At 66.3% G+C, this 24,637-nt stretch carries 24 protein-coding genes and 1 pseudogene; 14 read left to right on the forward strand and 11 right to left on the reverse strand.

Annotated elements, in window-relative coordinates:
• The 5 genes and pseudogenes from ASE13_RS19630 to ASE13_RS01855 all read left to right on the forward strand — a co-directional run.
• A partial coding sequence (locus ASE13_RS19630; protein WP_235536810.1) for a methyl-accepting chemotaxis protein occupies window positions 1-468 on the forward strand: 468 nt, incomplete at its 5' end.
• A 752-nt stretch (window positions 469-1,220) separates the two neighbouring features.
• Window positions 1,221-1,584, forward strand: a pseudogene (locus ASE13_RS20210) (methyl-accepting chemotaxis protein); the annotation flags it as partial.
• Window positions 1,585-1,593: 9 nt separating this feature from the next.
• Complete coding sequence (locus ASE13_RS19105) at window positions 1,594-2,052, forward strand: methyl-accepting chemotaxis protein (protein ID WP_082596322.1); 459 nt, start codon at window positions 1,594-1,596, stop codon at window positions 2,050-2,052.
• Between the two features lie 39 nt (window positions 2,053-2,091).
• A complete protein-coding gene (locus ASE13_RS01850; protein WP_056610629.1) occupies window positions 2,092-2,790 on the forward strand; it encodes an SDR family NAD(P)-dependent oxidoreductase in 699 nt (232 codons plus the stop codon).
• Complete coding sequence (locus tag ASE13_RS01855; protein WP_056610632.1) at window positions 2,780-3,724, forward strand: 50S ribosomal protein L11 methyltransferase; 945 nt, start codon at window positions 2,780-2,782, stop codon at window positions 3,722-3,724. The genes ASE13_RS01850 and ASE13_RS01855 overlap by 11 nt, the downstream gene beginning before the upstream one ends.
• 56 nt (window positions 3,725-3,780) lie before the next feature.
• On the opposite strand, the gene phhA is transcribed toward ASE13_RS01855, so the two are convergent.
• Window positions 3,781-4,653 (reverse strand): phenylalanine 4-monooxygenase, encoded by an 873-nt coding sequence (gene phhA / locus ASE13_RS01860; protein WP_056610635.1) that lies wholly within the window; start codon window positions 4,651-4,653, stop codon window positions 3,781-3,783.
• A 25-nt stretch (window positions 4,654-4,678) separates the two neighbouring features.
• Here phhA and ASE13_RS01865 point away from each other — a divergent pair, with 25 nt between their 5' ends.
• Window positions 4,679-5,335, forward strand: coding sequence for a TIGR02117 family protein (locus tag ASE13_RS01865; RefSeq protein ID WP_056610638.1), 657 nt, complete (start codon window positions 4,679-4,681; stop codon window positions 5,333-5,335).
• On the forward strand, window positions 5,326-6,072 hold the full coding sequence (locus ASE13_RS01870) for a lipase family alpha/beta hydrolase (RefSeq protein ID WP_156404684.1): 747 nt from the start codon (window positions 5,326-5,328) through the stop codon (window positions 6,070-6,072). Before ASE13_RS01865 ends, ASE13_RS01870 begins: the two co-directional genes overlap by 10 nt.
• Here ASE13_RS01870 and ASE13_RS01875 read toward each other — a convergent pair.
• Together ASE13_RS01875 and ASE13_RS01880 are read right to left on the reverse strand one after the other, a co-directional pair.
• Window positions 6,048-6,332, reverse strand: coding sequence for a hypothetical protein (locus ASE13_RS01875; RefSeq protein ID WP_056610641.1), 285 nt, complete (start codon window positions 6,330-6,332; stop codon window positions 6,048-6,050). The genes ASE13_RS01870 and ASE13_RS01875 overlap by 25 nt on opposite strands.
• 5 nt (window positions 6,333-6,337) lie before the next feature.
• Window positions 6,338-7,336: a glycerophosphodiester phosphodiesterase gene (locus ASE13_RS01880; RefSeq protein ID WP_056614556.1), complete on the reverse strand. Its 999-nt coding sequence runs from the start codon at window positions 7,334-7,336 to the stop codon at window positions 6,338-6,340.
• Window positions 7,337-7,461: 125 nt separating this feature from the next.
• Between ASE13_RS01880 and ASE13_RS01885 the strand changes: the two genes are divergently transcribed.
• Complete coding sequence (locus ASE13_RS01885) at window positions 7,462-8,376, forward strand: XdhC family protein (protein ID WP_056610644.1); 915 nt, start codon at window positions 7,462-7,464, stop codon at window positions 8,374-8,376.
• Window positions 8,363-8,956, forward strand: coding sequence for an NTP transferase domain-containing protein (locus ASE13_RS01890; RefSeq protein WP_156404685.1), 594 nt, complete (start codon window positions 8,363-8,365; stop codon window positions 8,954-8,956). Before ASE13_RS01885 ends, ASE13_RS01890 begins: the two co-directional genes overlap by 14 nt.
• Before the next feature lie 6 nt (window positions 8,957-8,962).
• Here the strand turns inward: ASE13_RS01890 and ASE13_RS01895 are convergent, their stop codons facing one another.
• Genes ASE13_RS01895 through ASE13_RS01910 form a run of 4 tightly spaced genes read right to left on the reverse strand, consistent with a single transcriptional unit; the run spans window position 8,963 to window position 13,781 of the window.
• Window positions 8,963-10,168 carry an ABC transporter permease gene (locus ASE13_RS01895; RefSeq protein WP_056610647.1) on the reverse strand — a complete coding sequence of 402 codons (1,206 nt, stop codon included), beginning with the start codon at window positions 10,166-10,168 and terminating at the stop codon, window positions 8,963-8,965.
• Window positions 10,168-10,881, reverse strand: a complete 714-nt coding sequence (locus tag ASE13_RS01900; RefSeq protein WP_056614559.1) for an ABC transporter ATP-binding protein — start codon at window positions 10,879-10,881, stop codon at window positions 10,168-10,170. The genes ASE13_RS01895 and ASE13_RS01900 overlap by 1 nt, the downstream gene beginning before the upstream one ends.
• The gene (locus tag ASE13_RS01905) at window positions 10,868-12,301 is read right to left on the reverse strand and encodes an efflux RND transporter periplasmic adaptor subunit (protein WP_056610651.1); all 1,434 of its coding nucleotides are present in this window, start codon (window positions 12,299-12,301) and stop codon (window positions 10,868-10,870) included. The genes ASE13_RS01900 and ASE13_RS01905 overlap by 14 nt, the downstream gene beginning before the upstream one ends.
• The gene (locus ASE13_RS01910) at window positions 12,291-13,781 is read right to left on the reverse strand and encodes an efflux transporter outer membrane subunit (RefSeq protein ID WP_056610656.1); all 1,491 of its coding nucleotides are present in this window, start codon (window positions 13,779-13,781) and stop codon (window positions 12,291-12,293) included. The genes ASE13_RS01905 and ASE13_RS01910 overlap by 11 nt, the downstream gene beginning before the upstream one ends.
• Before the next feature lie 170 nt (window positions 13,782-13,951).
• Between ASE13_RS01910 and acs the strand changes: the two genes are divergently transcribed.
• Window positions 13,952-15,892, forward strand: a complete 1,941-nt coding sequence (acs, locus tag ASE13_RS01915) for an acetate--CoA ligase (protein WP_056610658.1) — start codon at window positions 13,952-13,954, stop codon at window positions 15,890-15,892.
• 256 nt (window positions 15,893-16,148) lie between these two features.
• Here the strand turns inward: acs and ASE13_RS01920 are convergent, their stop codons facing one another.
• Genes ASE13_RS01920 through ASE13_RS01930 form a run of 3 tightly spaced genes read right to left on the reverse strand, consistent with a single transcriptional unit; the run spans window position 16,149 to window position 19,051 of the window.
• Window positions 16,149-16,559, reverse strand: coding sequence for a GFA family protein (locus ASE13_RS01920; protein ID WP_056610661.1), 411 nt, complete (start codon window positions 16,557-16,559; stop codon window positions 16,149-16,151).
• Entirely contained in the window at window positions 16,556-17,245 is a 690-nt protein-coding gene (locus ASE13_RS01925; protein WP_056610664.1) for an NnrU family protein, read from the reverse strand. The genes ASE13_RS01920 and ASE13_RS01925 overlap by 4 nt, the downstream gene beginning before the upstream one ends.
• A gap of 12 nt (window positions 17,246-17,257) precedes the next feature.
• Complete coding sequence (locus ASE13_RS01930) at window positions 17,258-19,051, reverse strand: peptide MFS transporter (RefSeq protein ID WP_056610666.1); 1,794 nt, start codon at window positions 19,049-19,051, stop codon at window positions 17,258-17,260.
• A 512-nt stretch (window positions 19,052-19,563) separates the two neighbouring features.
• Between ASE13_RS01930 and ASE13_RS01935 the strand changes: the two genes are divergently transcribed.
• Complete coding sequence (locus ASE13_RS01935) at window positions 19,564-20,163, forward strand: nitroreductase (RefSeq protein ID WP_200955547.1); 600 nt, start codon at window positions 19,564-19,566, stop codon at window positions 20,161-20,163.
• Window positions 20,164-20,181: 18 nt separating this feature from the next.
• Entirely contained in the window at window positions 20,182-20,538 is a 357-nt protein-coding gene (locus tag ASE13_RS01940) for a GntR family transcriptional regulator (RefSeq protein ID WP_056614565.1), read from the forward strand.
• Window positions 20,539-20,670: 132 nt separating this feature from the next.
• On the opposite strand, the gene ASE13_RS01945 is transcribed toward ASE13_RS01940, so the two are convergent.
• On the reverse strand, window positions 20,671-21,879 hold the full coding sequence (locus ASE13_RS01945) for an LL-diaminopimelate aminotransferase (protein ID WP_056610669.1): 1,209 nt from the start codon (window positions 21,877-21,879) through the stop codon (window positions 20,671-20,673).
• A 131-nt stretch (window positions 21,880-22,010) separates the two neighbouring features.
• On the opposite strand from ASE13_RS01945, the gene ASE13_RS01950 reads away from it, so the two are divergent.
• Together ASE13_RS01950 and ASE13_RS01955 are read left to right on the forward strand one after the other, a co-directional pair.
• A complete protein-coding gene (locus ASE13_RS01950) occupies window positions 22,011-23,732 on the forward strand; it encodes a PHA/PHB synthase family protein (RefSeq protein WP_056610672.1) in 1,722 nt (573 codons plus the stop codon).
• A gap of 115 nt (window positions 23,733-23,847) precedes the next feature.
• Window positions 23,848-24,603 (forward strand): phasin family protein, encoded by a 756-nt coding sequence (locus ASE13_RS01955; protein ID WP_056610675.1) that lies wholly within the window; start codon window positions 23,848-23,850, stop codon window positions 24,601-24,603.
• The last annotated feature ends 34 nt before the right edge of the window (window positions 24,604-24,637 follow it).

A 24,637-nucleotide genomic window follows, 5' to 3' on the forward strand; every position in this document is an offset into this window, starting at 1 on the left:
CAGACCAATCTGCTTGCACTCAACGCCACGATCGAGGCCGCCCGTGCCGGCGATGCCGGCCGCGGCTTCGCCGTCGTCGCGCAGGAAGTGAAGAGCCTCGCCAACCAGACGGCGCGGGCGACCGACGACATCGCCGCCAAGATCGCGTCGATCCAGTCGGCGACGCGCAGCACGGTCGAGACCAATGCCTCGATCCGCGAGACGGTGAGCGAAGTGCAGGAAAGCGCCAACCGCATCCGCACCGCGATGGAAGTGCAGGCGCAGACCGTGACCGCGATCACCGCCGCGGTCGACGAGACCGCGCTCGCGGCCGATTCGATGTCGGCGACGATCGGCGCGATCCGCGAGGATACCGAGGCGGTCGCTTCCGAAATCGATCGGGTGGGCCAGGGCTTTGCTGCCCTCGATAGCCAGCTCGGCAGCCTGAAGGGCAGTGCCAGCGACTTCGTTTCGAAAGTCGCGGCCTAGGAGAGAATCGAATGGTGGGACGGCGCGAACCGGGACGTTGGAGCGGGGGAACCCGCTCGGTCGAGGAGCATCGGCAGGTCTATGACTGGGATGGGGCGGTGCTGCCGGGCTGTGCCGAGATCAGCGAACTGCTCGAGGGACATCACGAGGATATCGCGCGCGCCTTCTGGAAGCATTTTCTCGAAATGCCCGCCAGCACGCCGATGCGCAGCGTCTTCGAGGAGCCACGGGCTTTCGAGGAGCAGGTCCAGCTCGGCGCTCGCTATGCGAAGCTGAAGTTCGGCAGACCCTTCACCGAGGAATGGGTGGAGATGGCGTGCGGCTATGCCGCGCAGACCTATCAGGGCGGCGTGCCGCTTCCGGCCGTGCTCGCCGCCTTCGCTTATGCGCACAGCGCGACGATGGCGGTGCTGCGCGACAAGGTCACTGACGCGGAGCGGCTCGGCCGATTCTGCGACGTGGTCCAGCGCCTCGCAATGGCAGAGGCCGACCTGATGGCAGGCCATCTCGGCGCGACGGATGCCGCCCATGTCAGCGAAGAGCGGCGCGACAGCTCGGCACGATTCCGTGCCAGCATCAGCGAATCGATCGAAGGCGCGACCGCGCTCGGCAACCGCATCCGCATCCAGGCGCAGGGTGCGTCGAACTCGGCGCGCGGCATGCTCGGCAAGGCGAGCGAAGTCGCCGCGGCGGCCGAGCAGTCGGCGGTGGCGATGCGCGAAGCCGCGCAGACCGCCGCGGGCCTGATCCGNTCGGCGCGCGGCATGCTCGGCAAGGCGAGCGAAGTCGCCGCGGCGGCCGAGCAGTCGGCGGTGGCGATGCGCGAAGCCGCGCAGACCGCCGCGGGCCTGATCCGTGCGATCGAGGATGCCCGTATGGAAGTCGAGGCCGCCGCGGACATCGCGACGCGCGCTTCGAGCCAGGCGGGTGCCGCGGTCGGCATGTCCGAGATGCTTTCGGACCACGCCAAGTCGATCGAATCGATCCTGGGTCTCATCCGCGACATCGCGGGTCAGACCAATCTGCTTGCACTCAACGCCACGATCGAGGCCGCCCGTGCCGGCGATGCCGGCCGCGGCTTCGCCGTCGTCGCGCAGGAAGTGAAGAGCCTCGCCANAGACCAATCTGCTTGCACTCAACGCCACGATCGAGGCCGCCCGTGCCGGCGATGCCGGCCGCGGCTTCGCCGTCGTCGCGCAGGAAGTGAAGAGCCTCGCCAGCCAGACCGCGCGCGCCACCGACGACATCGCCGCCAAGATCGCGTCGATCCAGTCGGCGACCAAATCGACCGTGGAGACCAACGCCTCGATCCGATCGACGGTCAACGAGGTTCAGGAAAGCGCCAACCGCATCCGCACCGCGATGGAGGTTCAGGCGCAGACCGTGACGGCGATCACCGCCGCGGTCGACGAGACCGCGCTCGCCGCCGATTCGATGTCGGCGACGATCGGTGTGATCCGCGAGGACACCAAGACGGTGACCAGCGAGATCGACACGCTCCAGCACGATGTCGCTGAAGTCGACGACCGCCTCAACCAGCTCCGCGCCGCCGCGGAGACCTTCTCGAGCTCGGTCGCCGCCTGAGCCTTGGCGCCGCCCGGGCCTTCGGGCTAGGGCGGCGGCATGACCCACATCCTTCTCACCGGCGCCAGCCGCGGGATCGGCGCCGCCATTGCCGACTCGCTGACGGGCGAGGGGCTGCGCCTCGTCGGGCAGAGCACCCGCGGCGACATGCCCGCCGACTTCACCGATCCTGCCGCGCCGCAGGCATTGTGGCAGCAGGCGCTCGACGCACTCGACGGCCGCATCGACGTGCTGATCAACAATGCCGGCATCTTCGAGAGCAACCCGCTCGATCTCGATCACGACGATTGGGTGGCGGGCTGGGAACGGACGATGCGCGTGAACCTGACCGCGTCCGCAGAGCTGTGCCGGCTGGCGGTGCGCCACTGGCAGGCGGAGGGCCGCCCGGGCCGGATCGTCAACGTGGCCAGCCGCGCCGCCTATCGCGGCGACAGCCCGGCGCACTGGCATTATGCCGCGTCCAAGGCCGGCATGGTCGGGATGACCAAGAGCATCGCCCGGGGCTATGCGCGCGACGGCATCCTCGCTCTTGCGATCTGTCCGGGCTTCACCATGACCGGAATGGCCGAGGACTATCTGGCCAGCCGCGGCGGCGACAAACTGCTCGCCGACATTCCGCTCGGCCGCGTCGCCGATCCCGAGGAAGTCGCAAAGCTCGCGCGGTTCTGCGCACTGGAAGCGCCGCCCTCGATGACCGGCGCGGTGCTCGACATCAACGGGGCGAGCTATGTCCGCTGAGCCGGTCGACAGCTGGAAAGTGACCTTGCCATGCACCCGCGCCGAGGCCGAGGCGATCGACGCCGGCGAATTCGCGCTCGATGCGGTGCTGATGACTACCGAAGAGGTCGAGGACGATGTCGAGCGCTGGCGGCTCGACGCCTATATGGAGGACGAACCCGACGCTGCGATGCTCCACGCCTTGCGCGCGCTCGTGCCGAGTGCGGCCCAGGTCGAGCCGGTGATCGAGGCGCTGACCGCCGAGGATTGGGTGGCGATGAGCCAGGAGGGGCTCGAACCGATCCGCGAGGGGCGGTTCGTCGTCCACACCAGCGCGCACCCGGTCGAGGCGCCGGCGGGCGGCCGCGCCTTCCTGATCGATGCCGGCCGCGCCTTCGGCACCGGGCATCATGCGACGACCTCAGGGTGCCTCAGGATGCTCGATGCGATGGCGGACCGGACGTTCGCCAACATCATCGATGTCGGCACGGGCACCGGCCTACTCGCCTTCGCCGCGGCGCATCTCTGGCCGGACGCCAGGGTTGTCGCCACCGACATCGATCCTGCGGCGATCGACGTGACGCGTATCAACGCTGCCGACAATGATATCGCGGGGCTGGAGCTGATCGTCGCCGACGGCGCGCTGAGCGACGCGATCACTGCGCATGCGTCCTATGACCTGCTGATCGCCAACATCCTTGCCGGGCCCTTGGTGTCGATGGCGCCCGAGCTGGCGGCGATCGCCGATGCGCGTGCGACGATCGTGCTCGCGGGGCTGCTCGAGACGCAGCGCGAGCAGGTCGTCGCGGCGTTCGAGGCATGCGGCTGCCGACTGGAGGAGTTCGACCGCCGCGGCGACTGGACGATCCTGCGGCTCACCGCGGGTGCTGCGCGCTACATCCCCGCTTCGCCGCCCGATCCAAAGGGCCGCGACGGCTGGGCGCTGGATATTTAAGCCGAGGGCGTCCATCCAAAGCTCGTCACCCCCGCTTTCGCGGGGGTGACGGACGATTAGCCAGCAGCTTTCGATGTCGCATATTCCTGCGTGCCGCGCGTGATCACGTCATCCTCGGGCAAGATCTCGCCCACCGGAATGTCCGGCAGCGGCAAGATCTCCTCGTAAAGCGGGGCGAAATCGGTCTCGATCGTCACGCGCAGCAGTTCGTCGAAGCTGGGGATGACGAAATAATTCTGCTGGAAATCGTCGATCCGATATTCGGTACGCATCACGCGGCGGAGATCGAAGCCGATGCGATTGGGGCTCGGATCGTCGAGCGCGAAACGGCTCTCCGCCGAGCTCGATACGATTCCCGCGCCGTAGATGCGCAGCCCTTCGGCTTCCTGCACCAGCCCGAATTCGACGGTGTACCAATAGAGCCGGCCGAGCTGCTTGAGTGCGCCCAATTCCATCGCGCGGACGCCGCCGCGGCCATAGGCTGCGAGGTAATCGGCAAAGACGGGATCGGCGAGCATCGGCACATGGCCGAACACGTCGTGGAAGACGTCGGGCTCCTGCAGGTAATCGAGCTGATCGGGACGGCGGATGAAATTGCCCGCGACGAAGCGCCGGTTCGCCATGTGATCGAAGAACACCTCGTCGGGGACGAGTCCCGGCACTGCGACGACCTGCCAGCCGGTGAGCTTCATCAGCCGCTCGGACAGTTCCTCGAAATTGGGGATGCCCGATTCGGAGAGTCGTAGTGCTTCGAGGCCCTTGAGATAGGCTTGGGATGCGCGGCCGGGGAGGAGCTTTGCCTGACGCTCGAACAGCGTGTCCCAGGTGGCGTGCTCCTCGGCAGTGTACGCCCGCCAGTTCTGCGGTATCGTCCAGTCGGACGCGGCGCCTTCGGGGGGGCGCTCCAGCACATGGGTATCCTTTGTCATCGGAACCGGTCTAGCATTGTTGCAAATGATACGAAACGGCCTCGTACGGGCGGCGCACTGGACAAAGAGGGCGTTGCTCGCCTTTGGCGCGGTGGTCCTGTGCTATCTCGCGGCGGCGCTGGTGGGAAGCGCCATCCCCGCCAATCGCGACTGGAAGCCTCCGGCACAGGGCATGACGATCTATGTCGCCGATAACGGCGTGCACACCGATCTGGTGCTGCCGGCGCGGGACTTCGCCGATCTGGTGCACCCCGAGCATTTCGCCGACCCGGCGCAGGCGGCGCAGCCGATGTTGATGTTCGGCTGGGGCGACCGCGATTTCTATCTCAACACGCCGACCTGGTGGGACATGAACCCGTTCCGCGTTGCGCGTGCGCTGGCCGGGATGGGGCCGACGGTAGTGCATGTCTCGGCGGTGCCCGAGCCGCGGTCGGCTGCGAAGACACGCATGCTCGTGCTGCGAGCGGAGGAATATACCCGGCTCGTCACTTATGTCCGCGGCACCTTCGCGGCCGGACCGCCGATAAGGGGCTATGGCGGGCATGACGCTTTCTATGCAGCCCGTGGCGGCTACAGTGCGTTGAGGACCTGCAACGAATGGAGCGCGGCCGGCCTGCGGGTCGCCGGCGTGCGGATGGGGGTATGGACGCCCTTCGCCTTTGGAGTGATGCAATGGCTTTGAAGCTGGCGGTACCGACCTCGAACAGCGTTCCGCCGCCCGCATTGGCGCTGCTTTCCGAAGGACCGCGCGCGGCATGGGGACTGGGCCGGCTGATCCGCGAATGGAAGACGCTGGAAGACGTGCCGCCCGGCGACGGCCGCCCGGTGATAGTGCTCCCCGGGCTGACCAATTCGGACCGCTCGACCTTCGTGATGCGGCGCTATCTCAACCGGCTCGGCTATCGTGCCGAAGGCTGGGATCTCGGCCGCAATCTGGGCGTGCGCGCGATCGGGCCCGAGGGCGAGCGGCTGATGGAGCGGATCGCCGCGGTGCATGCCGAGACCGGCGAAAAGGTGACGTTGGTCGGTATATCGCTCGGCGGGATCATGGCGCGGGTCGCGGCGCAGCGGCATCCCGAGCTGGTGCGCGAAGTGATCACGATCAGCTCGCCCTTCGCCGGCCCGCCGACCTGCACCAATGTCTGGCGCCCCTTCGAGTGGCTGACCGGTGAGAAGATCGACGATCCGGCGCTGAACGCGCGGCTGGAGGAGGCGGCGCGGCCGCTGCCGGTGCCGTCGACTTCGATCTGGAGCCATAGCGACGGGCTGGTGAACGGGCTGATCTGCCGCGAGCCCGAGGGTTCGGGCGGTCGTGCGATTGAAGTCAGCAGCAGCCACTTATGGGTGCAGATGAAGCCCGAAGTGCTGCGCGCGGTGGCCGAAGTGCTGGGTGGTCAGTTGGGGTCCGACGCGCGGTAGCCGTCATAGGCCTGGCAATTGTCGGGGTTCTTCCTGCATTCCTTCTCGCGCTTGCGGCGTTCCTTGCCCTCCCGGGCTTCCTTTTCGCGCATCTTCTTGCCGTAGTTTCGGTCCGATTCTTCCTGGCTGGTCGTGGTCCAGTCGACAGCCTGGCTGCCTGCCTTGACCGGCAGCGTGGCGACGTCCCACGCGGTCTTGGCGATGCAGCCGCCCGAGAGCAGGGGCAGCAGGGCGATGAGCGGAACGAGCAACTTGCGCATGGGTCTTACCTTCGATGGGCGGGCGAAGCGGAAGCGGACGCACGCGCTGACACAGCTATATATGGGTAATCGCTGAATAATCCGTCGACGCCAAGTCCGATGAAATACGCGATTTCCTCGGCAAGCCGACCATGTTCGGCGGGACCGCCCGTCGTCCGATACGCGGGGAGCAGGAAGAAATTCTCGGCGCGGAAGGTCCAGGGATGGACCTTGAGCCCCGCGGCGTGCGCATCGGCGACCAGGCGGGTGGTGGCGCCCGATGGGGACAAGATCATCGTCCGTTCGGGTCCGATCCCCGCAGCATATTTTGCGACGCGGGCAAGCCCCTCGGGCGTCGCCATCGCGGCATAGCTGGGTTCGGCACCGTCGGCAGGACCGCCGCTCGCGCTCATCAGCTGGATGAGCGGCACGCGAGTCATGCCCTTCAATTTCCTGAGATTGGCGACTTCGAACGACTGGATGAAGACCGGCGCGTCGGCGCGATCCCATCCTGCTTCGTGCAGCTTCGCCACCAGCCGTTCCTCGAGCGGGAGGCCGATCGAGGCGAAATAGCTCGGATGCTTGGTTTCGGGATAGATGCCGATCGTGCGGCCGGATTCGCGCGATGCCTTTTTGGCGAGCGCGATGATCTCGTCGAGCGTCGGGATCTCGGCCTGGCCGTCATAGCGCGTGTTGCCGGGACGGAGCTGGGGCAGGCGCTCCTTCGCGCGGAGCGTCTTCAATTCGGCGAGCGTGAAATCCTCGGTGAACCAGCCGGTCACCGGCGCGCCGTCGATCGTCTTGGTCGCCTTGCGTGCCGCGAATTCCGGGTGCGCGGCCACATCCGTCGTGCCCGAAATCTCGTTCTCGTGCCGCGCGACGAGCACCCCGTCCTTGGTGGGCACGAGGTCGGGCTCGATGAAATCGGCACCCTGCTCGATCGCCAACTGGTACGAAAGGAGCGTGTGCTCGGGGCGTTCGCCGCTGGCGCCGCGATGCGCGATGACGATGGGCCGGTTTGCCATGCTGCTTTCCTGCACGCCGACACAGCCCTGCGCCAGCAGCAAGGCCGCGACTGCCAGCGATCTTGCCACGAAACTTTCCACAGGCCAGGCGTTATCGGACGGTTGTGACGGAAGCGAGGCGAAGCGTGGCGGAAAACGACAGCGTGCTGGCAGCCGCACGTGCCTGGGCGGGAAGCCGGATGGCGATCGCCACGGTGGTCTCGACCTGGGGCTCGGCACCGCGGCCGCGCGGGAGCCACATGCTGGTGCGCGACGATGGCCGTTTCGAAGGCTCGGTCTCGGGCGGCTGCGTCGAGAACGACATATTGGCGACCGCCGAGGACGTCCTCGCCGGTGCGCCCGCCACAGTGAAGAGCTACGGCGTCGCCGATCCCGCGGCATGGGAAGTCGGGCTGCCGTGCGGCGGCGAGATTTCGGTGCTCGTCCAGCCGGTATCGGCCGAAGGATTTCATCCGCAGCTGTTCGAGGCGATCGAGAGCGCCCGCGCCAACGGCACCAGTTTCGACGTGGCCACCGATTTCGCCACGGGGCGCAGCATGCCCGGATCGGCGGGCGATTTCGTCAATCGCTACGATCCGCCGCGCCGTCTGGTGATCGTCGGTGCCGTCCAGATCGCGCAGCGGCTGGCGGGGCTGGCGCGCGAACTCGGAATCGTCACCCATGTGATCGATCCGCGCGGGAGATTTCTGACGGCCGAGCGTTTTCCCGGCGTGATCCTCGACGACCGCTGGCCCGACGAGGCCGTGACCGCATTGAAGCCCGATCCCGCCACAGCAGTGGTGACGCTCAGCCATGACCCCAAGATCGACGATCCGGCACTGATCGCCGCGCTCGCCCATCCGACCGGCTATGTCGCCGCGCTCGGCTCGCGCCGGAGCCATGCGGCGCGGCTGGAACGGCTGGCGGCTGCGGGAGTGGTGGAGGCCGATCTCACTCGGATCGACGGCCCCGCCGGGATCGATATCGGCAGCATCGGGCCCGCCGAGATCGCGCTGTCGATCGCCGCCGCGATGGTGAGGAGCTTCCATGCTGACGCCTGAACGAACCGCCCTGGTGCTGCTCGCCGCGGGGCGCTCGCGCCGCTTCGACGGCGACAAGCTCGCCGAGCCGTTCCTCGACAAGCCGCTCGCATATCATGTCGTGACTGCGCTCGAGAATGTGCCCTTCCTGGCGCGGGTCGCAGTGGTCTCCGGCACCAGCCTCGATTTCGCGGCCTTGGGCTATCGCGTGGAGGAGAATCCCGATCCGTCGCTCGGACAGGCGCGCTCGCTGTGCCACGGAGTCATGGTCGCGAAAGCGGCGGGGGCCGACGCGGTGCTGGTGGCGCTGGCGGACATGCCGCGCGTGACCGCGGCGCACATCTACCGGATGTTCGACGCGGCCGACGGGCTCGACACCGTCGTCGCGTCGAGCAACGGGGCGCAACCCTGCCCTCCGGCATTGTTCGGCAGCCATTTGTTCGATGACCTGCTCGATCTGGAAGGGGACGAGGGCGCGCGGGAGCTGATCCGGCGCGGGCACCATGTCGTGACCAGCCCGGCCGAGCTGGTCGACGTCGATACTCGCGCCGATCTCGAGGAGCTGCGCCAGCTCTACGGCCTGGAGACCGACGGCAAATAGCCCGGCTTATTCGTGCCGCAGCGCGTCGATCGGGTTGAGACTCGCGGCGCGGCGTGCGGGGAAATAGCCGAACACCACGCCGATCAGCGCCGATACCAGGAAGGCGATGACGTTGATCTGCGGCTCGAACATCCATTCGACCTGCATCAGCGGCGCGAGGCCGAGCACGACCAATTGGGCGACGACCAGCCCGACCAGCCCGCCGAGGCACGACAGCACCACGGCCTCCATCAGGAATTGCATCAGCACTTCGCTGGCGACGGCGCCGATGGCGAGGCGGATGCCGATCTCGCGGGTGCGCTCAGTGACCGAGACGAGCATGATGTTCATGATGCCGATGCCGCCCACCACGAGGCTGATCGCGGCCACCGCAGTGACGATCTGGGTGAGCAAGGTGGTGATGCCGGTCAGCGTCTGGCTGATCTGCGCGGTGTCGAAGATGTTGAAATCGTCGTCCTTGCCGGCGGTGATGCTGCGGCGTTCGCGCAGCACCTGCTTGATCGATTCCTGGACCTGCGCGCCGTCATAGGCCGGATCGACGCCGACCAGCATCAGCCGGATGTCGCGATTGCCGGTGAAGCGGCGCTGGACCTGCTTGATCGGCATGATGATCACGTCGTCCTGATCGCCGAACCCGCCCTGGCCGCGGGTCGAGAGCACGCCGATCACGTCGCACGAGATGCCGTTGACCCGCAGCCGATCGCCCACCGCCTCGCCGCCGCGGAACAGGTTGGTGCGGATCGTGTTGCCGATGATGCAGACGGCCTTGCCGGCCTGTTCCTCGGCGCGCGTGAAGATACGGCCGGAGACCAGCGGCCAAGGCTGGACCTGGAAGAAGGCGTTGGTGGTGCCGTTGATCGTCGTCGACCAATTGGCGCCCTGATAGATCACCGTCGCAGTCGATTGTGCCTGCGGGGCGACTGCGTTGACGCCGGCGACCTGCCGCGCGACCGCCTCGACATCCTCTTCCTTGAAGTCCGGAGGACGCGGCCCGCCGCCGCCGCGGCCGAAGCCCTGGCCCGGGCGGATCTGGAGGACATTGGTGCCCAGGCTCGCGACCTGCTGCTGCGCGGCCTTGGTGGTCGCCTTGCCGAGCGTGACCATCGCCACCACCGCGGCGACGCCGATGATGATGCCGAGCGTCGTGAGGAACGAGCGGAGCTTGTGACGAAAGATCGAGCGGATCGCGAGGATGAAGGTGGTGCCGAACATCAGGCGGGCTCATGCGCGTGGTTGTCGATGCGCTCGACCAGCCCGTCCTTGAAGTGGATGATCGTGCGGGCGAACGCGGCCATGTCGGGCTCGTGCGTCACCATCAGCACCGTGATCCCGCTGGTCGCGTTCAGTTCGGTGAGCAGCTTCATGATCTCGATCGAGCGCTCCGAATCGAGATTGCCGGTCGGCTCGTCGGCGAGGAGCACGGCGGGATTGGTGACGATCGCGCGGGCGATCGCGACCCGCTGCTGCTGGCCGCCCGAAAGTTCGGCGGGGGTATGGTCCCACCATTGCTTGAGCCCGACCTTGTCGAGCGCCGCCATCGCCGCCTCGCGCCGCTCCTTCTTGGGATCGCCGCGATAGAGCAAGGGGAGTTCGACATTCTCGAGCGCCGAAGTCCGCGCGAGCAGATTGAAGCCCTGGAAGACGAAGCCGAGATATTTCCGGCGCAGCAACGCGCGCTGATCGCGGCCGAGCCGCTCGACATGCACGCCCTTGAACAGGAATTGCCCGGCACTCGGCACGTCGAGGCAGCCGAGGATGTTCATCGTCGTCGACTTGCCCGATCCCGACGGGCCCATCACCGCGACGAAGTCGCCGCTCGTGATGTCGATGTCGATGCCCTTCAGCGCCTGGAACGCCGTCGGCCCCTCGCCATAGACCTTGGTGACGCCGCGGAGCTGGATGATCGGCGCGTCACTGGCCGCCACTTTGGCCTCCCGCGCCACCGCCTTGCCCGCCGCTGCGCCCGCCCTGGCGCCGCTGGCCGGATCCCTGGCGCCGCTGGCTGGCACCGCCTTCGGCGAGCTGGCCGGTGATCACCTTCATCCCCGGCTTCAACTCGCCGCCAGTCACTTCGGTGACGGTGCCGTCGGTGTCGCCGGTGGTAACTTGCACCGGCTGGGGCTGGTCGTCCGCGCCGAGGATATAGACGGTCTGCTGCGCCCCGCGGCTCATCGTCGCGGATTTCTGCGCGCCGCCGGCACCCCCGCGGCGGCCGCGCGGCACGAGCGCACCGGCGATACCGCCCTGTCCGCCGCTCGCGCCCTGACCGCCGCCCGCGCCCGGCCGGAAGCGCAGTGCCGCATTGGGAACGAGCAGCACGTTGGGCCTGGCCTTGGTGATGATCTCGGCGGTAGCGGTCATGCCGGGGCGAAGCTGCTGGTCGGCATTGGCCACGCTCAGCGTCGCGGCATAGGAGACGACCTGCGACTGGGTAGTCGAGCTGCTCGTGCTCGAGCTCGTCGCCGCCTGGGCCGAGAGGTTCGAGCCGAGATCGACGCGGGTGATCGTCGCGGGGAAGGTCTTGCCCGGAAAGGCATCGACCGTGAAGCTCGCCAGCTGGCCCTGCTTGACCGAGCCGACATCGGCCTCGTCGATCGCTACCTGTAATTCCATTGCCGAGAGATCCTCGGCGATCACGAACAGGGTCGGCGTGTTGAACGAGGCGGCGACGGTCTGGCCCGCGTCGATCTGGCGGGCGAGCACGACGCCATTCACCGGCGAGCGGATCACCGCCTTGAAGCGCTGCGTCTGGTTCGACGACAGCGCCGCGCGGGCGGAGACGACATTGGCCTGGGCTACCTTGAGCGCGGCCACTGCGCGGGCGGCGGCGGCGCGCGCCTGCTCCATCTCGACCTTGGCGGGAACGCGCCCGCCCGAAAGGCGGCTGACCTCCTCGAGCCGCTGGAGCTGCGCGCGCGATTCGGCGACGGTGGCCTGCGCCTGCGCCACTTGCGCGACATTGGCATTCAGCGCCGCCTGGCTCTGGGCGATCGAATCGTCGAGGCGCGACGTGTCGAGCACGGCGAGCGGCTGGCCCTTGATGACGCGATCGTTGACGTCGACGCTGACCGTTTCGACCAGGCCCGAAAGCTCGGAGCCGACTTGAACCTGATTGGTCGGGGCGAGCTTGCCGGTAGCGGAGACGGTGACGGTCAGATTGCCGCGCGCCGCCTCCTCGGTCGAGTATTGGGTGGCGGTCGCACCACCGAAGAAGAAGCGCGACAGCGCCAGCACGGCGAGGAGGACGACGGCGCCCACGATGATCCATTTGAGCCAGCGCCGCCACCACGGCTGGGCGGGCGTGCCGAGGAACTCGTCGAGATTCTTGTTGGGATCAGTTGCCATCCGCGGTGCCGCCTGTGGTCGTCGAGGTCCGCGCCGGAGCCTCGGGTGTGACATTGCTGTCCCAGCCGCCGCCGAGCGACAGATAGAGCTGGATCAGCGCCGTCGATTGATCGGATTGCGCGCCCACCAGGCCGTTCTGCGCCGATAGCAAAGATGCCTCGGCCTGGTTGAGCGTCGTGAAATCGGTGAGGCCCGAGCGATATTGCATCCGTGCGAGGATCGCCTGGTTGTTCGCGGCCTCGAGCGCGATGCGGAACTCGGCCTCGCGCCGCTGCGCCGCCTGCAGCGCGACGATCGAATTCTCGATGTCCTCGAGCGCCGTGAGCACGGTCTGCTTGTACGAAAGGAATGCGCCATCCGCGGCCGCCTGCGCCGATCGCACTTGGCTGCGCGTGCGGCCCGCATCGAAGATCGTCTGGGCGATATTGGCGAAGAGCCGGCCGGTGATCACGTCGAAGATCGAGCTGAGTGCGCTCGATCCGGCATCGATGCTGCCGCCGATGCCGAGCGAGGGATAAAGCTGCGCCGTCGCCACGCCGATCTGCGCCGTCGCCGAGGCGAGGTTGCGCTCGGCCGAGCGCACATCGGGGCGTTGGCGCAGCGTCTCGGCAGGGATTCCGGCGGCGACGCTCGCGGGGCCGTGCGGGATCGGCTTCACGGCTTCGAGCTCGGCCTTTAGTGCGCCCGGCGCCTGGCCGGTGAGCACGCCGAGGCGCGAGACGAAGCCGTTATAGCTGGCTTCGAGATTGGGGATCGACGCGGCGGTCTGGGCACGCGACGCGCGCGCCTGTTCCTGATCGATCGTCGAGACAAGCCCGGCCTGCACGCGCCACTGCGCGATCTGGAGATTGTCTTCCTGCAGCGCGAGCGACTGGCGCGCATTGGCCAGCTGCGCCTGTGCGGCGCGCGCAAGGACATAGTTGCGCGCGGTCTCCGCCTCGATCGAGATCAGGACGGTCGCATAATCGAAGCCCGCCGCTTCATAGCCGGCACGCGCCGATTCGACGCCGCGGCGCACGCCGCCGAACAGATCGACCTGATAGTTGGCGTCCGCGCCCAGCGAGAAGCTGTTGCGCCCGCCGGTCGAGAAGGAGGTGACGCTGCCGTCGGGCAGCGTGGTGGTCGTCGTGCCGCCGCGGAGCGATTCGCTGCGCGACGCGCCGGCCGAGGCGCTGACGCTCGGGAACAGCGAGGCACGCTGCTGGATCAGCGATTCGCGTGCCTGACGAAGCCTGGTCACCGACTGGGCGATGTCGAGGTTCGCGGCTTGCGCGCGCTGAACGATCGCGGCGAGCTGCGGATCGTCGAACTTTTCCCACCAGCGGACCAGATCCTCGCGGGCGCGCTGGTCGGCGGGCACGGAGTAGGCGTCGGGCACGCCGAGCTCGGGCGCCGTGCGCGGGCGATAATCGGGGCCCACCGCGCATGCGGCGAGCGGAAGCGCGAAGGCGAGCGTCAAGGCGATTGGGCGTCGTGCCATTCGGGCAAGATGGCTGGCGGCGGCAATCGGTTCCACCGAAATTATGTCGCAGTTTGTCGCAGCCCGGTCAAAACTGCGGCTCGGAGCGGTGTCGTAACGGAATCTGCGGCTTGCGCGGCGGGGTTGCTTGGGGACAAGGAGAGCCGGACATATCAGCCAGGAGCGGCCCCTTGACGAGCGACAGCCTGTACCCCGTATCCGAAGAATGGGCGCGCAAGGCGCGGGTCGATGCCGAGGGATATGCGAAGCTGTACGGCCGCAGTCTCGCCGATCCGGGGAGCTTCTGGCTCGAGCAGGCGAAGCGGCTCGATTGGGTGAAGCGCCCGGAGATCGCCGGCGACTGGTCGTTCGACGAAGAGGACTTCCACATCAGCTGGTTTGCCGACGGCAAGTTGAACGTCGCGGCGAATTGCGTCGACCGGCACCTCGCCAGCCGCGGCGATGCAGTGGCGATCCTGTGGGAACCCGACGATCCCACTGAGGAGCCGCGGCGCTACACCTATCGCCAGCTCCACGAAGAGGTGTGCAGGTTCGCGAACGTGCTGAAGGCCGAGGGAGTCCGCAAGGGCGACCGCGTCACCATCTATATGCCGATGATCCCCGAAGCGGCGTTCGCATTGCTCGCCTGCGCGCGGATAGGCGCGGTGCATTCGGTGGTGTTCGGCGGCTTCTCGCCCGAGGCGCTGGCGGGCCGGATCACCGATTGCGACAGCAAGCTCGTGATCACCGCCGACGAGGGCCGCCGCGGCGGCAAGCGCGTGCCGCTCAAGGCCAATGTCGATGCGGCACAGGCGCATGCCCGGTCGATGGAAAAAGTGATCGTCGTCAAGGCCACGGGCGGCGACGTGGCGATGCAGCCGGGCCGCGACGTCTGGTATCACGAGGCGGCGGCGAAGGTTTCCGCCGAATGCCCGGCCGAGCCGATGGGCGCCGAGGATCCCCTGTTCATCCTCTACACCTCGGGCTCGACCGGCAAGCCCAAGGGCGTGCTGCACACCAGCGCGGGTTACCTGCTCTGGGCGAGCTACACGCACGAGCTGGTGTTCGATTACCGGCCGGGGCAGGTCTATTGGTGCGCTGCCGATATCGGCTGGGTCACCGGGCACAGCTATATCGTCTATGGCCCGCTCGCCAACGGCGGGACGACGTTGATGTTCGAAGGCGTGCCCAACTGGCCCGACGCCTCGCGCATCTGGCAGGTCGTGGACCGCCACCAGGTCGAGATCCTCTACACCGCGCCGACCGCGCTGCGCGCGCTGATGCGCGAGGGCGACGCGTTCGTCGCGAAGACTTCGCGCAAATCGCTCAAGCTGCTCGGCACGGTGGGCGAGCCGATCAATCCCGAGGCGTGGCGCTGGTATCACGAAGTGGTCGGCGAAGGGCGCTGCCCGATCGTCGATACCTGGTGGCAGACCGAGACCGGCGGCCAGATGATCACGCCGCTGCCCGGCGCCACTGCGCTCAAGCCGGGTTCGGCGACCTTGCCGCTGCCGGGTGTCGATCCGCAGATCGTCGATGCCGAGGGCAATGTGCTGCACGGCGCGACCGAAGGGAATCTGTGCATCGCGCGCAGCTGGCCGGGGCAGATGCGCAGCGTGTGGGGCGATCACGAGCGCTTCTTCCAGACCTATTTCACGACCTATCGCGGCAAGTATTTCACCGGCGACGGCTGCCGCCGCGACGAGGACGGCTATTACTGGATCACCGGCCGGGTCGACGACGTGATCAACGTCTCGGGGCACCGCATGGGCACCGCCGAGGTCGAGTCCGCGCTGGTGCTGCACCCCAAGGTCGCCGAGGCCGCGGTCGTCGGCATGCCGCACGACATCAAGGGGCAGGGCATCTATGCCTATGTGACGCTCAACGTGGGCGAGACCGCCTCCGACGCGCTGCGCGACGAACTCTGCAAATGGGTACGGACCGAGATCGGCCCGATCGCCACGCCCGACGCCCTCCAGTTCGCCCCGGGACTGCCCAAGACGCGCTCGGGCAAGATCATGCGGCGGATTCTCCGGAAAATCGCCGAGGGCGACGTGTCGAGCCTGGGCGACACGAGCACGCTCGCGGACCCGTCGGTAGTCGACGATCTCGTGGCGAACCGGGTGCGTTGATGAGGCTCCCCTCCCTTGCAGCGAGGGGAACGGATCGATTGCAATTTCTGCAACTCACTGCCGGAAACATTGCATTTGCGGAAAAGTCCATCGGGATCCAGATGCGTCTATGTTGCATTGCAACACAAATTTCCAAAGGATCACCCGATGTTCTCGTTGATCGCGCTCTTCATTGCGCAGCGCCGCAACGCTGCCTGAAAACGGCATTTGATTGCGTACAGAAAAGGGGGAGCGGCAACGCTCCCCCCTTTCGTATCTAGCCCGCGCCGGTCCGCGGAAAATGCGGGACTTCCGGGTTCGAGCGGATCCAGGACAGCCGCTCGCCCGTCCAGATCTCCTTCTGCGGCGGGAAAAGCTCCGGATCGTCGAGCGTGGCGGTGGTCACGTCGAACAGACCTGGCCGGCTTGCCCGGCGATAGGTGAGCGTGGAGCCGCAGCGCGCGCAGAATCCCCATTCGACGCCCGGCGACGTCTCGTGCGCCGCTAACACTCCCGCGACGATCTCCACCTTGTCCTCGGGGAAGATCGCCCAGGCGAGCGTCGGCGCGCCGGTCATGCGGCGGCAGTCGCTGCAATGGCAGTGCGAGGTCGCGGCGGGTTCGCCGGTGACGCGGTATCGCACCGCGCCGCACCGGCAGCCGCCCCCGGCGATGCGCTCCGCCGTCATGCGATCCAGCGCCAGATGCCGGCGGCGAAAGTGCCGCCGAGCGGCGCGTGCGCCCAGGTCGCGGCGAGCCACAGCAATGTGCCGAGCAGCAGCGCCCGCCCGTCGAAGCTCCACCGCGCCCGCTCGGAAAGGATCGCGGCAAAGGGCCAATAGGAGGTCCGCGCCTGCCAGTCGGCCCAGTTGGGCATGGTGGCCGCCTTCTTCGCGTCCTGCAGCGCCGCGCCCACCAGTGCGAGGATCAGGATCGCGGCGGTGAGCACGGCGTTCGACGCCATCGGATAGACCGCGAAATGAACGAACGCCCAGAGCGCGAAGCCCCACATCATGGGATGGCGCGTGACGGTATAGACGCCCGTGGCCTTTCCGATCGCCGCATGCCCGCCGGTGCCGGTCGGGTCGGGAAAAGCGGGATTGCCGAACAAGGATCCGGTGAACAGGATCGCGCCGACCAGCATCACCGCGCTCGCCACTGCCCAGCCGGCGTCCCCGACGTCCCACCACAGGGGCTCGGGCGGGAGGGCGCGGAAGGCGAGCGCCATCCACGCGAAGGTCGCCAGCGCCGAGAGCACATAGACGCCGAAGAAACCGCGCAGGCTGATCGCGCCGGTCAGGGGCCGGCGCAAGGGATGCGACAGCAGGAAATGGAGCCCAACGAACGTCACGCTTGCGGCGATCAGCGTCTCCATTGCCCCGTCTCCCTATTTGACCCCGTGCATCCACTTCTTGAGCGGCCAGCTGAGCAGCAGCAGGAGCACGCCCAGCCCGATAGCCCAATAAGAGATCAGCGTGAACACGCCGACATAGGTGTCGAGGCTCACCTTTAGGTTGGTCACCTGGCCGCCGACGGTATCGACGCTGGCTATCTGTGCGATCATCCCGGCGAAATATTGCGCCACCGAGATCGACAGGAACCACACGCCCATCATCAGCCCGACCACGCGCGCGATCGACAGCTTGGTGACCATCGAGAGGCCTACCGGCGAGATGCAGAGCTCGGCGAAGCTGTGGACGAAATAGAGGCCCGCGAGCCACCAGATCCCGACGCGGAAACCCGCATCTGCATAAGTGGCGCCCCAAACGAGCAACAGGAAGCCCGCCGCCACGCTGATCAGCGCGATCCCGAACTTGACCGGGATCGAGGGCTCGAGCCCGCGCCTCGCCAGTGCGGTCCACATAATCGACATGAACGGTGCGAGCAGCACGATGAAAGCGGCGTTGAAGAATTGGGTCTGGCCCGCGGTGATGCTGAACAATCCGAATACCGACAGGTCGGTGTTGCGATCGGCGAACAAAGTGAGCGACGAGCCGGCCTGCTCGAACAAGGTCCAGAAGACGACGTTGAAGACGATCAGCGTCATCGCCGCGAGCATCATCTGGAATTCCTGGCGGCTGCCCGCGACGAAGGACCAGATCAGGATGCCGGGGACCGAGAGCAGGAAGGTGCCGAACAGGAATTTTCCCATCAGCGGCAGCGAGGCGACATAGCCGATGATGCCCGATCCCGGCGCCGGCTCGGGCGAGTTCATCAGATTGACGTAGAGGAAGTAGAAGAGCGGCACGATCAGCAGCGCGCCGGCATAGATGAACCATTGTTGCCGCTCGACCTCCGGGCGGGCGGGCGGCTCGCCATAGCCGGCCAGCGTATTCCCGTTGAACTGGATCAGCGCCCAGGAGATCATCATGCCGATCGCGGCGAGGCCGAAGCCCGCCCACCAGTCGAACGCCACGGCGAGCCACGGACACAGGATCTGCGAGAAGAGCGAGCCGATGTTGATGCCCATGTAGAAGATCGTGAAGCCGGCATCGCGTCGTCGGTCGCCGACTTCGTAGAGCTCGCCGACCATCGTCGAGATGTTGGGCTTGAAGAAGCCGTTGCCGGTCGAGACCATCGACAGCCCGATCAGCATGATCATCACGTAGAACGGGCTGCGATCGGCGTCGGATTCGAAGCCATCCTTGGCGATCTTGCGCACCGACGCGCCGTTCTCGAGCAGGTCGACCGAGCCGTCGTCATTGCCCTTGATCTCGAGTTTCCGGGTGCCGTCGACGACGTAGCGGACCTCGCGGTCGCCCGATTTCTCGATCGAGACTTCGTAGCGCTGGCCGTCGATCTTGGCATGCGGCTGCGCGGTGGGGCCGCCGAAGCACAGGATCAGATAGCCGAGCGACATGACGATCGCACCGAACTTCACTGCGCGCTTCGATCCGAGGAACTGGTCGGCGAGATAGCCGCCGACCAGCGGCGTCAGATAGACCAAGGCCGTGAAGCCGCCATAGATGCCGGTCGCCTCGCGGTCGCCGAACATGAAATGCTGGGTGAGGTAGAGCGTCAGCAGCGCGCGCATGCCGTAGAAGCCGAAGCGCTCCCACATCTCGGTGCTGAACATGCGCGCCAGCTGGCGCGGGTGCCCGAACCACGTCTTCTCCGCGGCGGGATTTACGTGGCTGATATCGGGCTCTGCCGGACTATCGGCGGTTGGGGTTTCGACCATGCGGGAATTCGACCTTTTTATTTCGGTTTCCGGGACTTGCCCGGCGCATGGGCGGCCAGACTAGAGCGAATGGCGCGGGTGTAAAGCGCGGCGCTCCGCGCGCCGTCCCGCTGTCGAAAGCCGGAGCGCTTGCCCGAGGCGCTTGCAATGTAGGATTTCGTCTGCTTGCCTCGCCGGGCCGCTAACCCGGCCGCTCTTTGACTCGGTGGATGCCCCCACGCAGATCTGCGGTTTACACGAAAGAAAGTTGCGTGATGAATCGCGTTTCGGCCAACTGAGTCAAGTTAAGCCTCGGAGCGAGGGCTCATTTACAATGGCGTCATCCCCGCGAAAGCGGGGACCCATCTCCCGAGCGAGCAGTAAGATGCACCGGCGCGCTCGTGGATGATGTCGGAGATGGGTCCCCGCTTTCGCGGGGATGACGAAGGGAGGTTCGGCCCATCTTCCGTTCGGAAACGATGCGATCCCGAATCACCGTTGGCGCGCGGCGGATCGATGCCTAGATCGCCGACATGATTTTCAACGACCGCTCCACGCCGTTCCGCCTTCTCCAGACCCGCCGTTCGGGCAAGCCGCGCGACATGGTCGCGCCGGGGCCGAGCCCGGAGCAGCTCCGCGAAATGGTGGCGGTCGCGGCGCGGACGCCCGATCATGGCAAGCTGGCGCCGTGGCGGTTCGTGATCGTGCCCGACGATGCCCGGCAGGCGCTGGCGGAACGGCTGATCGAGATCCAGCGCGCCGAGAAGCCCGATTGCACCGTGCGCGACGAGGAGGCGACGGCGCAGTTCGTGATGCAGGCGCCGGCACTGGTCGTCGTGCTGTCCGCGCCGGTGCACGGACACAAGATCCCCTTATGGGAGCAGGAATTGTCGGCGGGGGCGGCGTGCATGAACCTGCTCCACGCGGCGCATGCTTGTGGGTTCGTCGGCGGGTGGCTGACCGGCTGGGCGGCCTATTCGGACAAGGTGCGCGATCTGTTCGGCGAAGCGCCGCAGCGTATCGCCGGATTCGTCTTCATCGGCACGCCAGGGCGCGATCTCGACGAACGGCCGCGCGGCGAACTGTCCGAAATCGTACACCAGTGGAATCCCGGGTATGGACCCGATCGCTAATTAGTGTATTATGGCAGCATGACAGCGCTCGAGCACGACGACTCACCCGTTTACCTCAAACTTCGCGCCACTATCGCTGCGGCCATCCTGCGCGGCGAGTATCGCGCCGGGGACCAGCTTCCTTCGGTACGCGCTCTCGCCGCCGAGCACGGCGCCAATCCGCTGACCGTCGCCAAGGCCTATCAGAGCTTCCAGGACGACGATTATGTCGAGGTCCGCCGCGGCGTGGGCATGTTCGTGCTGCCCGGCGCGGTCGAGCGGCTGCGCGTCGCCGAGCGCGAGCGCTTCCTGACCGGCCACTGGCCGCGGGTGCGCGATCACATCGCTTTGCTCGGCCTCGACGTGCGCGAGCTGCTGGACAGCGAGCTGGCTTAACCGCCCCTCTATTTCGTCATCCCGGCCTTGTGCCGGGATCCACTCGGCCGCACGCGAAAAGCTGGAGGCTCCAGCTTCTCGCCAAGTTGCATAGTGGACCCCGGCACAAGGCCGGGGTGAAAGGGAAGGGGTTCAGCCCGCCTTCACGCTCGGCGTGTTGACGCCCATCGACTGCAGGTACTTCCGCACGTTGCGCGCCGCCTGACGCAGACGCTGCTCGTTCTCGACCATGGCGATGCGCACGAACCCTTCGCCATTCTCGCCGTAACCGACCCCGGGTGCGACCGCGACCTTGGCGTGGCTGAGCAATTGCTTCGAGAATTCGAGACTACCGAGATGCGCGAGCGCCGGCGGCAGCGGTGCCCAGGCGAACATCGATGCGCGGGGGCTGGGAATGTCCCAGCCGGCGCGGCCGAAGCTCTCGACCAGCACGTCGCGGCGCTTGTGATAGAGCTGGCGGTTCTTCTCGACGATGTCCTGCGGGCCGTTGAGCGCAGCGCACGCCGCGGCCTGGACCGGGGTGAAGGCGCCGTAATCGAGATACGATTTCACCCGCGTCATCGCGGCGATCAGCTCGCGGTTGCCGACTGCGAAGCCGATCCGCCAGCCTGCCATCGAATAGGTCTTGCTGAGCGACGTGAACTCGATCGCGATGTCCTTGGCGCCCTTGACCTGCAGGATCGAGACGGTCGGATTGCCGTCATAATAGAGCTCGGAATAAGCAAGGTCGGAGATGATCCAGACCTTGTTCTCCTTCGCCCATGCGACCAGCCGTTCGTAGAAGGCGAGGTCGACCGTCTCCGCGGTCGGGTTCGACGGATAATTGACGACGAGGATCGAGGGCCGCGGGACGGTGAAGTTCATCGCCCGCTCGAGGCTCTCGAAATAATGCTCGTCCGGCGTGGTGGGCACTGCGCGGATCGTCGCGCCGGCGATGATGAAGCCGAAAGTGTGGATCGGGTAGGAAGGATTGGGCGCGAGGATCACGTCGCCCGGCGCGGTGATCGCCGTGGCGAGGCTTGCGAGCCCTTCCTTCGATCCCATCGTGACGACCACCTCGGTCTCGGGATCGACTTCGACCCCGAAGCGGCGGCCGTAATAGTTCGCCTGGGCGCGGCGCAGGCCGGGAATGCCCTTGGACTGCGAATAGCCGTGCGCGTCGGGTTTCCGCGCTACTTCGCAGAGCTTCTCGATGACATGGTCGGGCGGCGGCAGATCGGGGTTGCCCATGCCGAGATCGATGATGTCCTCGCCCGCCGCCCGCGCCGCTGCCCGCATGCCGTTGACCTCGGCGATGACGTAGGGCGGCAGCCGCTTGATGCGGTAGAACTCTTCGGACATTTCCACTTCTCTCTCGAATTTGGGCGCTGCATTGCGCCGTGAAGCGTTCCTACGCCATTCCTGCGTGTCCGGGAATGACGTCTTGGCTTGTCGGCGCTAAAGGGGCCGTACTCGCCGCTGGAGAGGAACGCATGGCCGATACCACGACCCCACTTCCAAGCCTCGAGGACCTCCAGCATTGGACCTGGGTGCTGGGCAAGGCGCAGCAGATGATGCTCGAGCACGGCTTCGACATGATGGAGCATATCCCGGCGGCACCCGCGATGGATCCGACCAGTGCGCTGCGGGCGGGCGCAAGCTTCTGGGCCGACACCATGCAACTATGGCAGCGCTTTCTCGATCCGGCGCATGCGACGCCGTTCGAGGAGACGCCGGAGCAGGCGAGGGACAAGCGCTTCAAGGCACCGCAATGGCGCGAGGAGCCGGTATTCGACTTCCTCCGGCAGAGCTATTTCGTAATCGCCGACAATCTGCTGAAGGGCGTCGATGCGCTGGAGAATGTGGATCCGAAGCAGAAGGAGCAGATCCGCTTCGCGACCAAGGGCTTCATCGACGCAGTGAGTCCGACCAACTTCCCGGCGACCAATCCGCAGGTGCTCGAGAAGATCGTCGAGACCAAGGGCGAGAGCCTGCTCAAGGGCCTGCAGAACATGCTGTCGGATATCGCCAAGGGGCAGATGACGCAGACCGCCGAGGGCGCGTTCGAGCTGGGCAAGAACCTGGCGATGACCCCGGGCAAGGTCGTCAAGCGCACGCCCTTGTACGAGCTGATCCAATATTCGCCGGTGACCAAGCAGGTCTACGAGACGCCGCTGATCATCTTCCCGCCCTGGATCAACCGCTTCTACATCCTCGATCTGACGCCCGAGAAAAGTTTCATCCGCTGGGCGGTCGAGCAGGGGCTCACCGTCTTCGTCGTCTCGTGGAAGTCCGCCGACGCGACGATGAAGGACGTCGTCTGGGACGATTATGTCGAGCGCGGCCAGATCGACGCGATCGACACGGTGCGCGAGCTGCTCGGCGTCGAGAGCGTGCACGCCATCGGCTATTGCGTGGCGGGGACGACATTGGCGGCGACGCTCGCGGTGCTGGCGGCACGCGGGCAGAGCGAGAAGGTCAGGAGCGCAACCTTCTTCACGGCCCAGGTCGATTTCTCCGAAGCCGGCGATCTGACCATGTTCGTCGACGACGACCAGCTTGCGCTGATCAAGAGCCTCGGTGCCGAGGGATTCCTGGATGGACGCTATATGGCGGCGACCTTCAACCTGCTGCGCGGACGCGACCTGATCTGGAACTATGTCACCAACAATTACCTGATGGGGCAGGATTATGTGCCGTTCGACCTGCTCCATTGGAACTCCGACGTCACCAATCTGCCCGCGACCTGGCATCTGAGCTATCTCACGGATCTGTACCGCGACAACAAACTGGCGGTACCGGGCCTTCTCTCGATCGAAGGCACGCCGGTCGATCTGACGAAGATCACGACCCCGACCTATGTCCAAGCCGGTCGCGAAGATCATATCGCGCCCGCAGCAAGCGTCTGGAAGATCACCCATCATTTCAAGGGGCCATTGAAGTTCGTGCTGGCGGGATCGGGCCATATCGCCGGAGTGGTGAACCCGCCGGCGGCAGGCAAATACCAATATTGGGTCAACGACCAGAAGGTCGAGACGCTCGCCGAATTCATGGCGGGTGCCCGGGAAACCAAGGGGAGTTGGTGGCCCGATTGGGTGGGATGGATCGAAAGCGTCGATGCCGCCAAGGTGGATGCAAAAGGTGCACGCGTGCCCGGAAAGGGCAAGTTCAAGGCACTTGAAGATGCGCCGGGGAGCTATGTACGCACCCGCTAAAGCCTTCATTCCGTGACGTAAACGTCTTTATTGTGCAGTGCACAAAAATGCTCTTGCAACGCGCGCAACAACCCCCTACATGCTGCATTGCAGCAATAGTCAGGGGACGATTCGCATGGCCACCAAGGGACCGAAAGCGCCGGCAAAAACCGTCGCTCCGAAGCCTGCGGCGCGCGCCAGGAAGCCGGCCGCGCCCAAGGCTGAGGCTGTTGTTTCCAAGGCTGAAAAGTCCGCGCCGGTCGTTGTTGCCGAGGCTGTTGCCCCGGTGATTGCTCCCGAGCCGGCACCGGTCGTGGAGGCAGCGTCGCAGGAAGTAGTCGAGACCGTCGAAATCGCGGCAGAGCAGGCCCAAGCCGCCGCCGCGGAAACCGTCAACGTAGCCGAGGCCGTCGTCGAGACCGCCCCGGAAACCATCGTCAAGGAAACCATCAGCATGGCTACCAATTTCGAAACCAATACCGCCAAGGCCCAGGCTCTGTTCGCGGACTTCAACGATCGCACCAAGGCCGCCGTCGAGAAGTCGACCAAGCTCGTCGAAGAGGCCAATGAGTTCGCCAAGGGCAACCTCGAGGCCGTCGTCGAGTCGGGCCGTATCGCCGCCAAGGGCTTCGAGACCCTCGGTCAGGACGCCGCCGAATATGGCCGCAAGTCGTTCGAGAGCGCGACTGCCGCGCTGAAGTCGTTCGCGACCGTCAAGTCGCCGACCGAATTCTTCAAGCTGCAGAGCGACTTCGTCCGTGGCGCGTTCGACTCGTATGTCGCCGAAGCCTCGAAGAACACCGAAGCCGTGCTCAAGCTCGCCGGCGACGCCGCGCAGCCGATTTCGAGCCGCTTCGCGGTCGCCGCCGAGAAGGTGAAGACTGCTGCCTGAGCGCATCGCGCTCCAGTAAACGCGTAAATAGGGC

It is taken from the genome of Sphingomonas sp. Root241, assembly GCF_001428865.1.
GTDB lineage: Bacteria > Pseudomonadota > Alphaproteobacteria > Sphingomonadales > Sphingomonadaceae > Sphingomonas.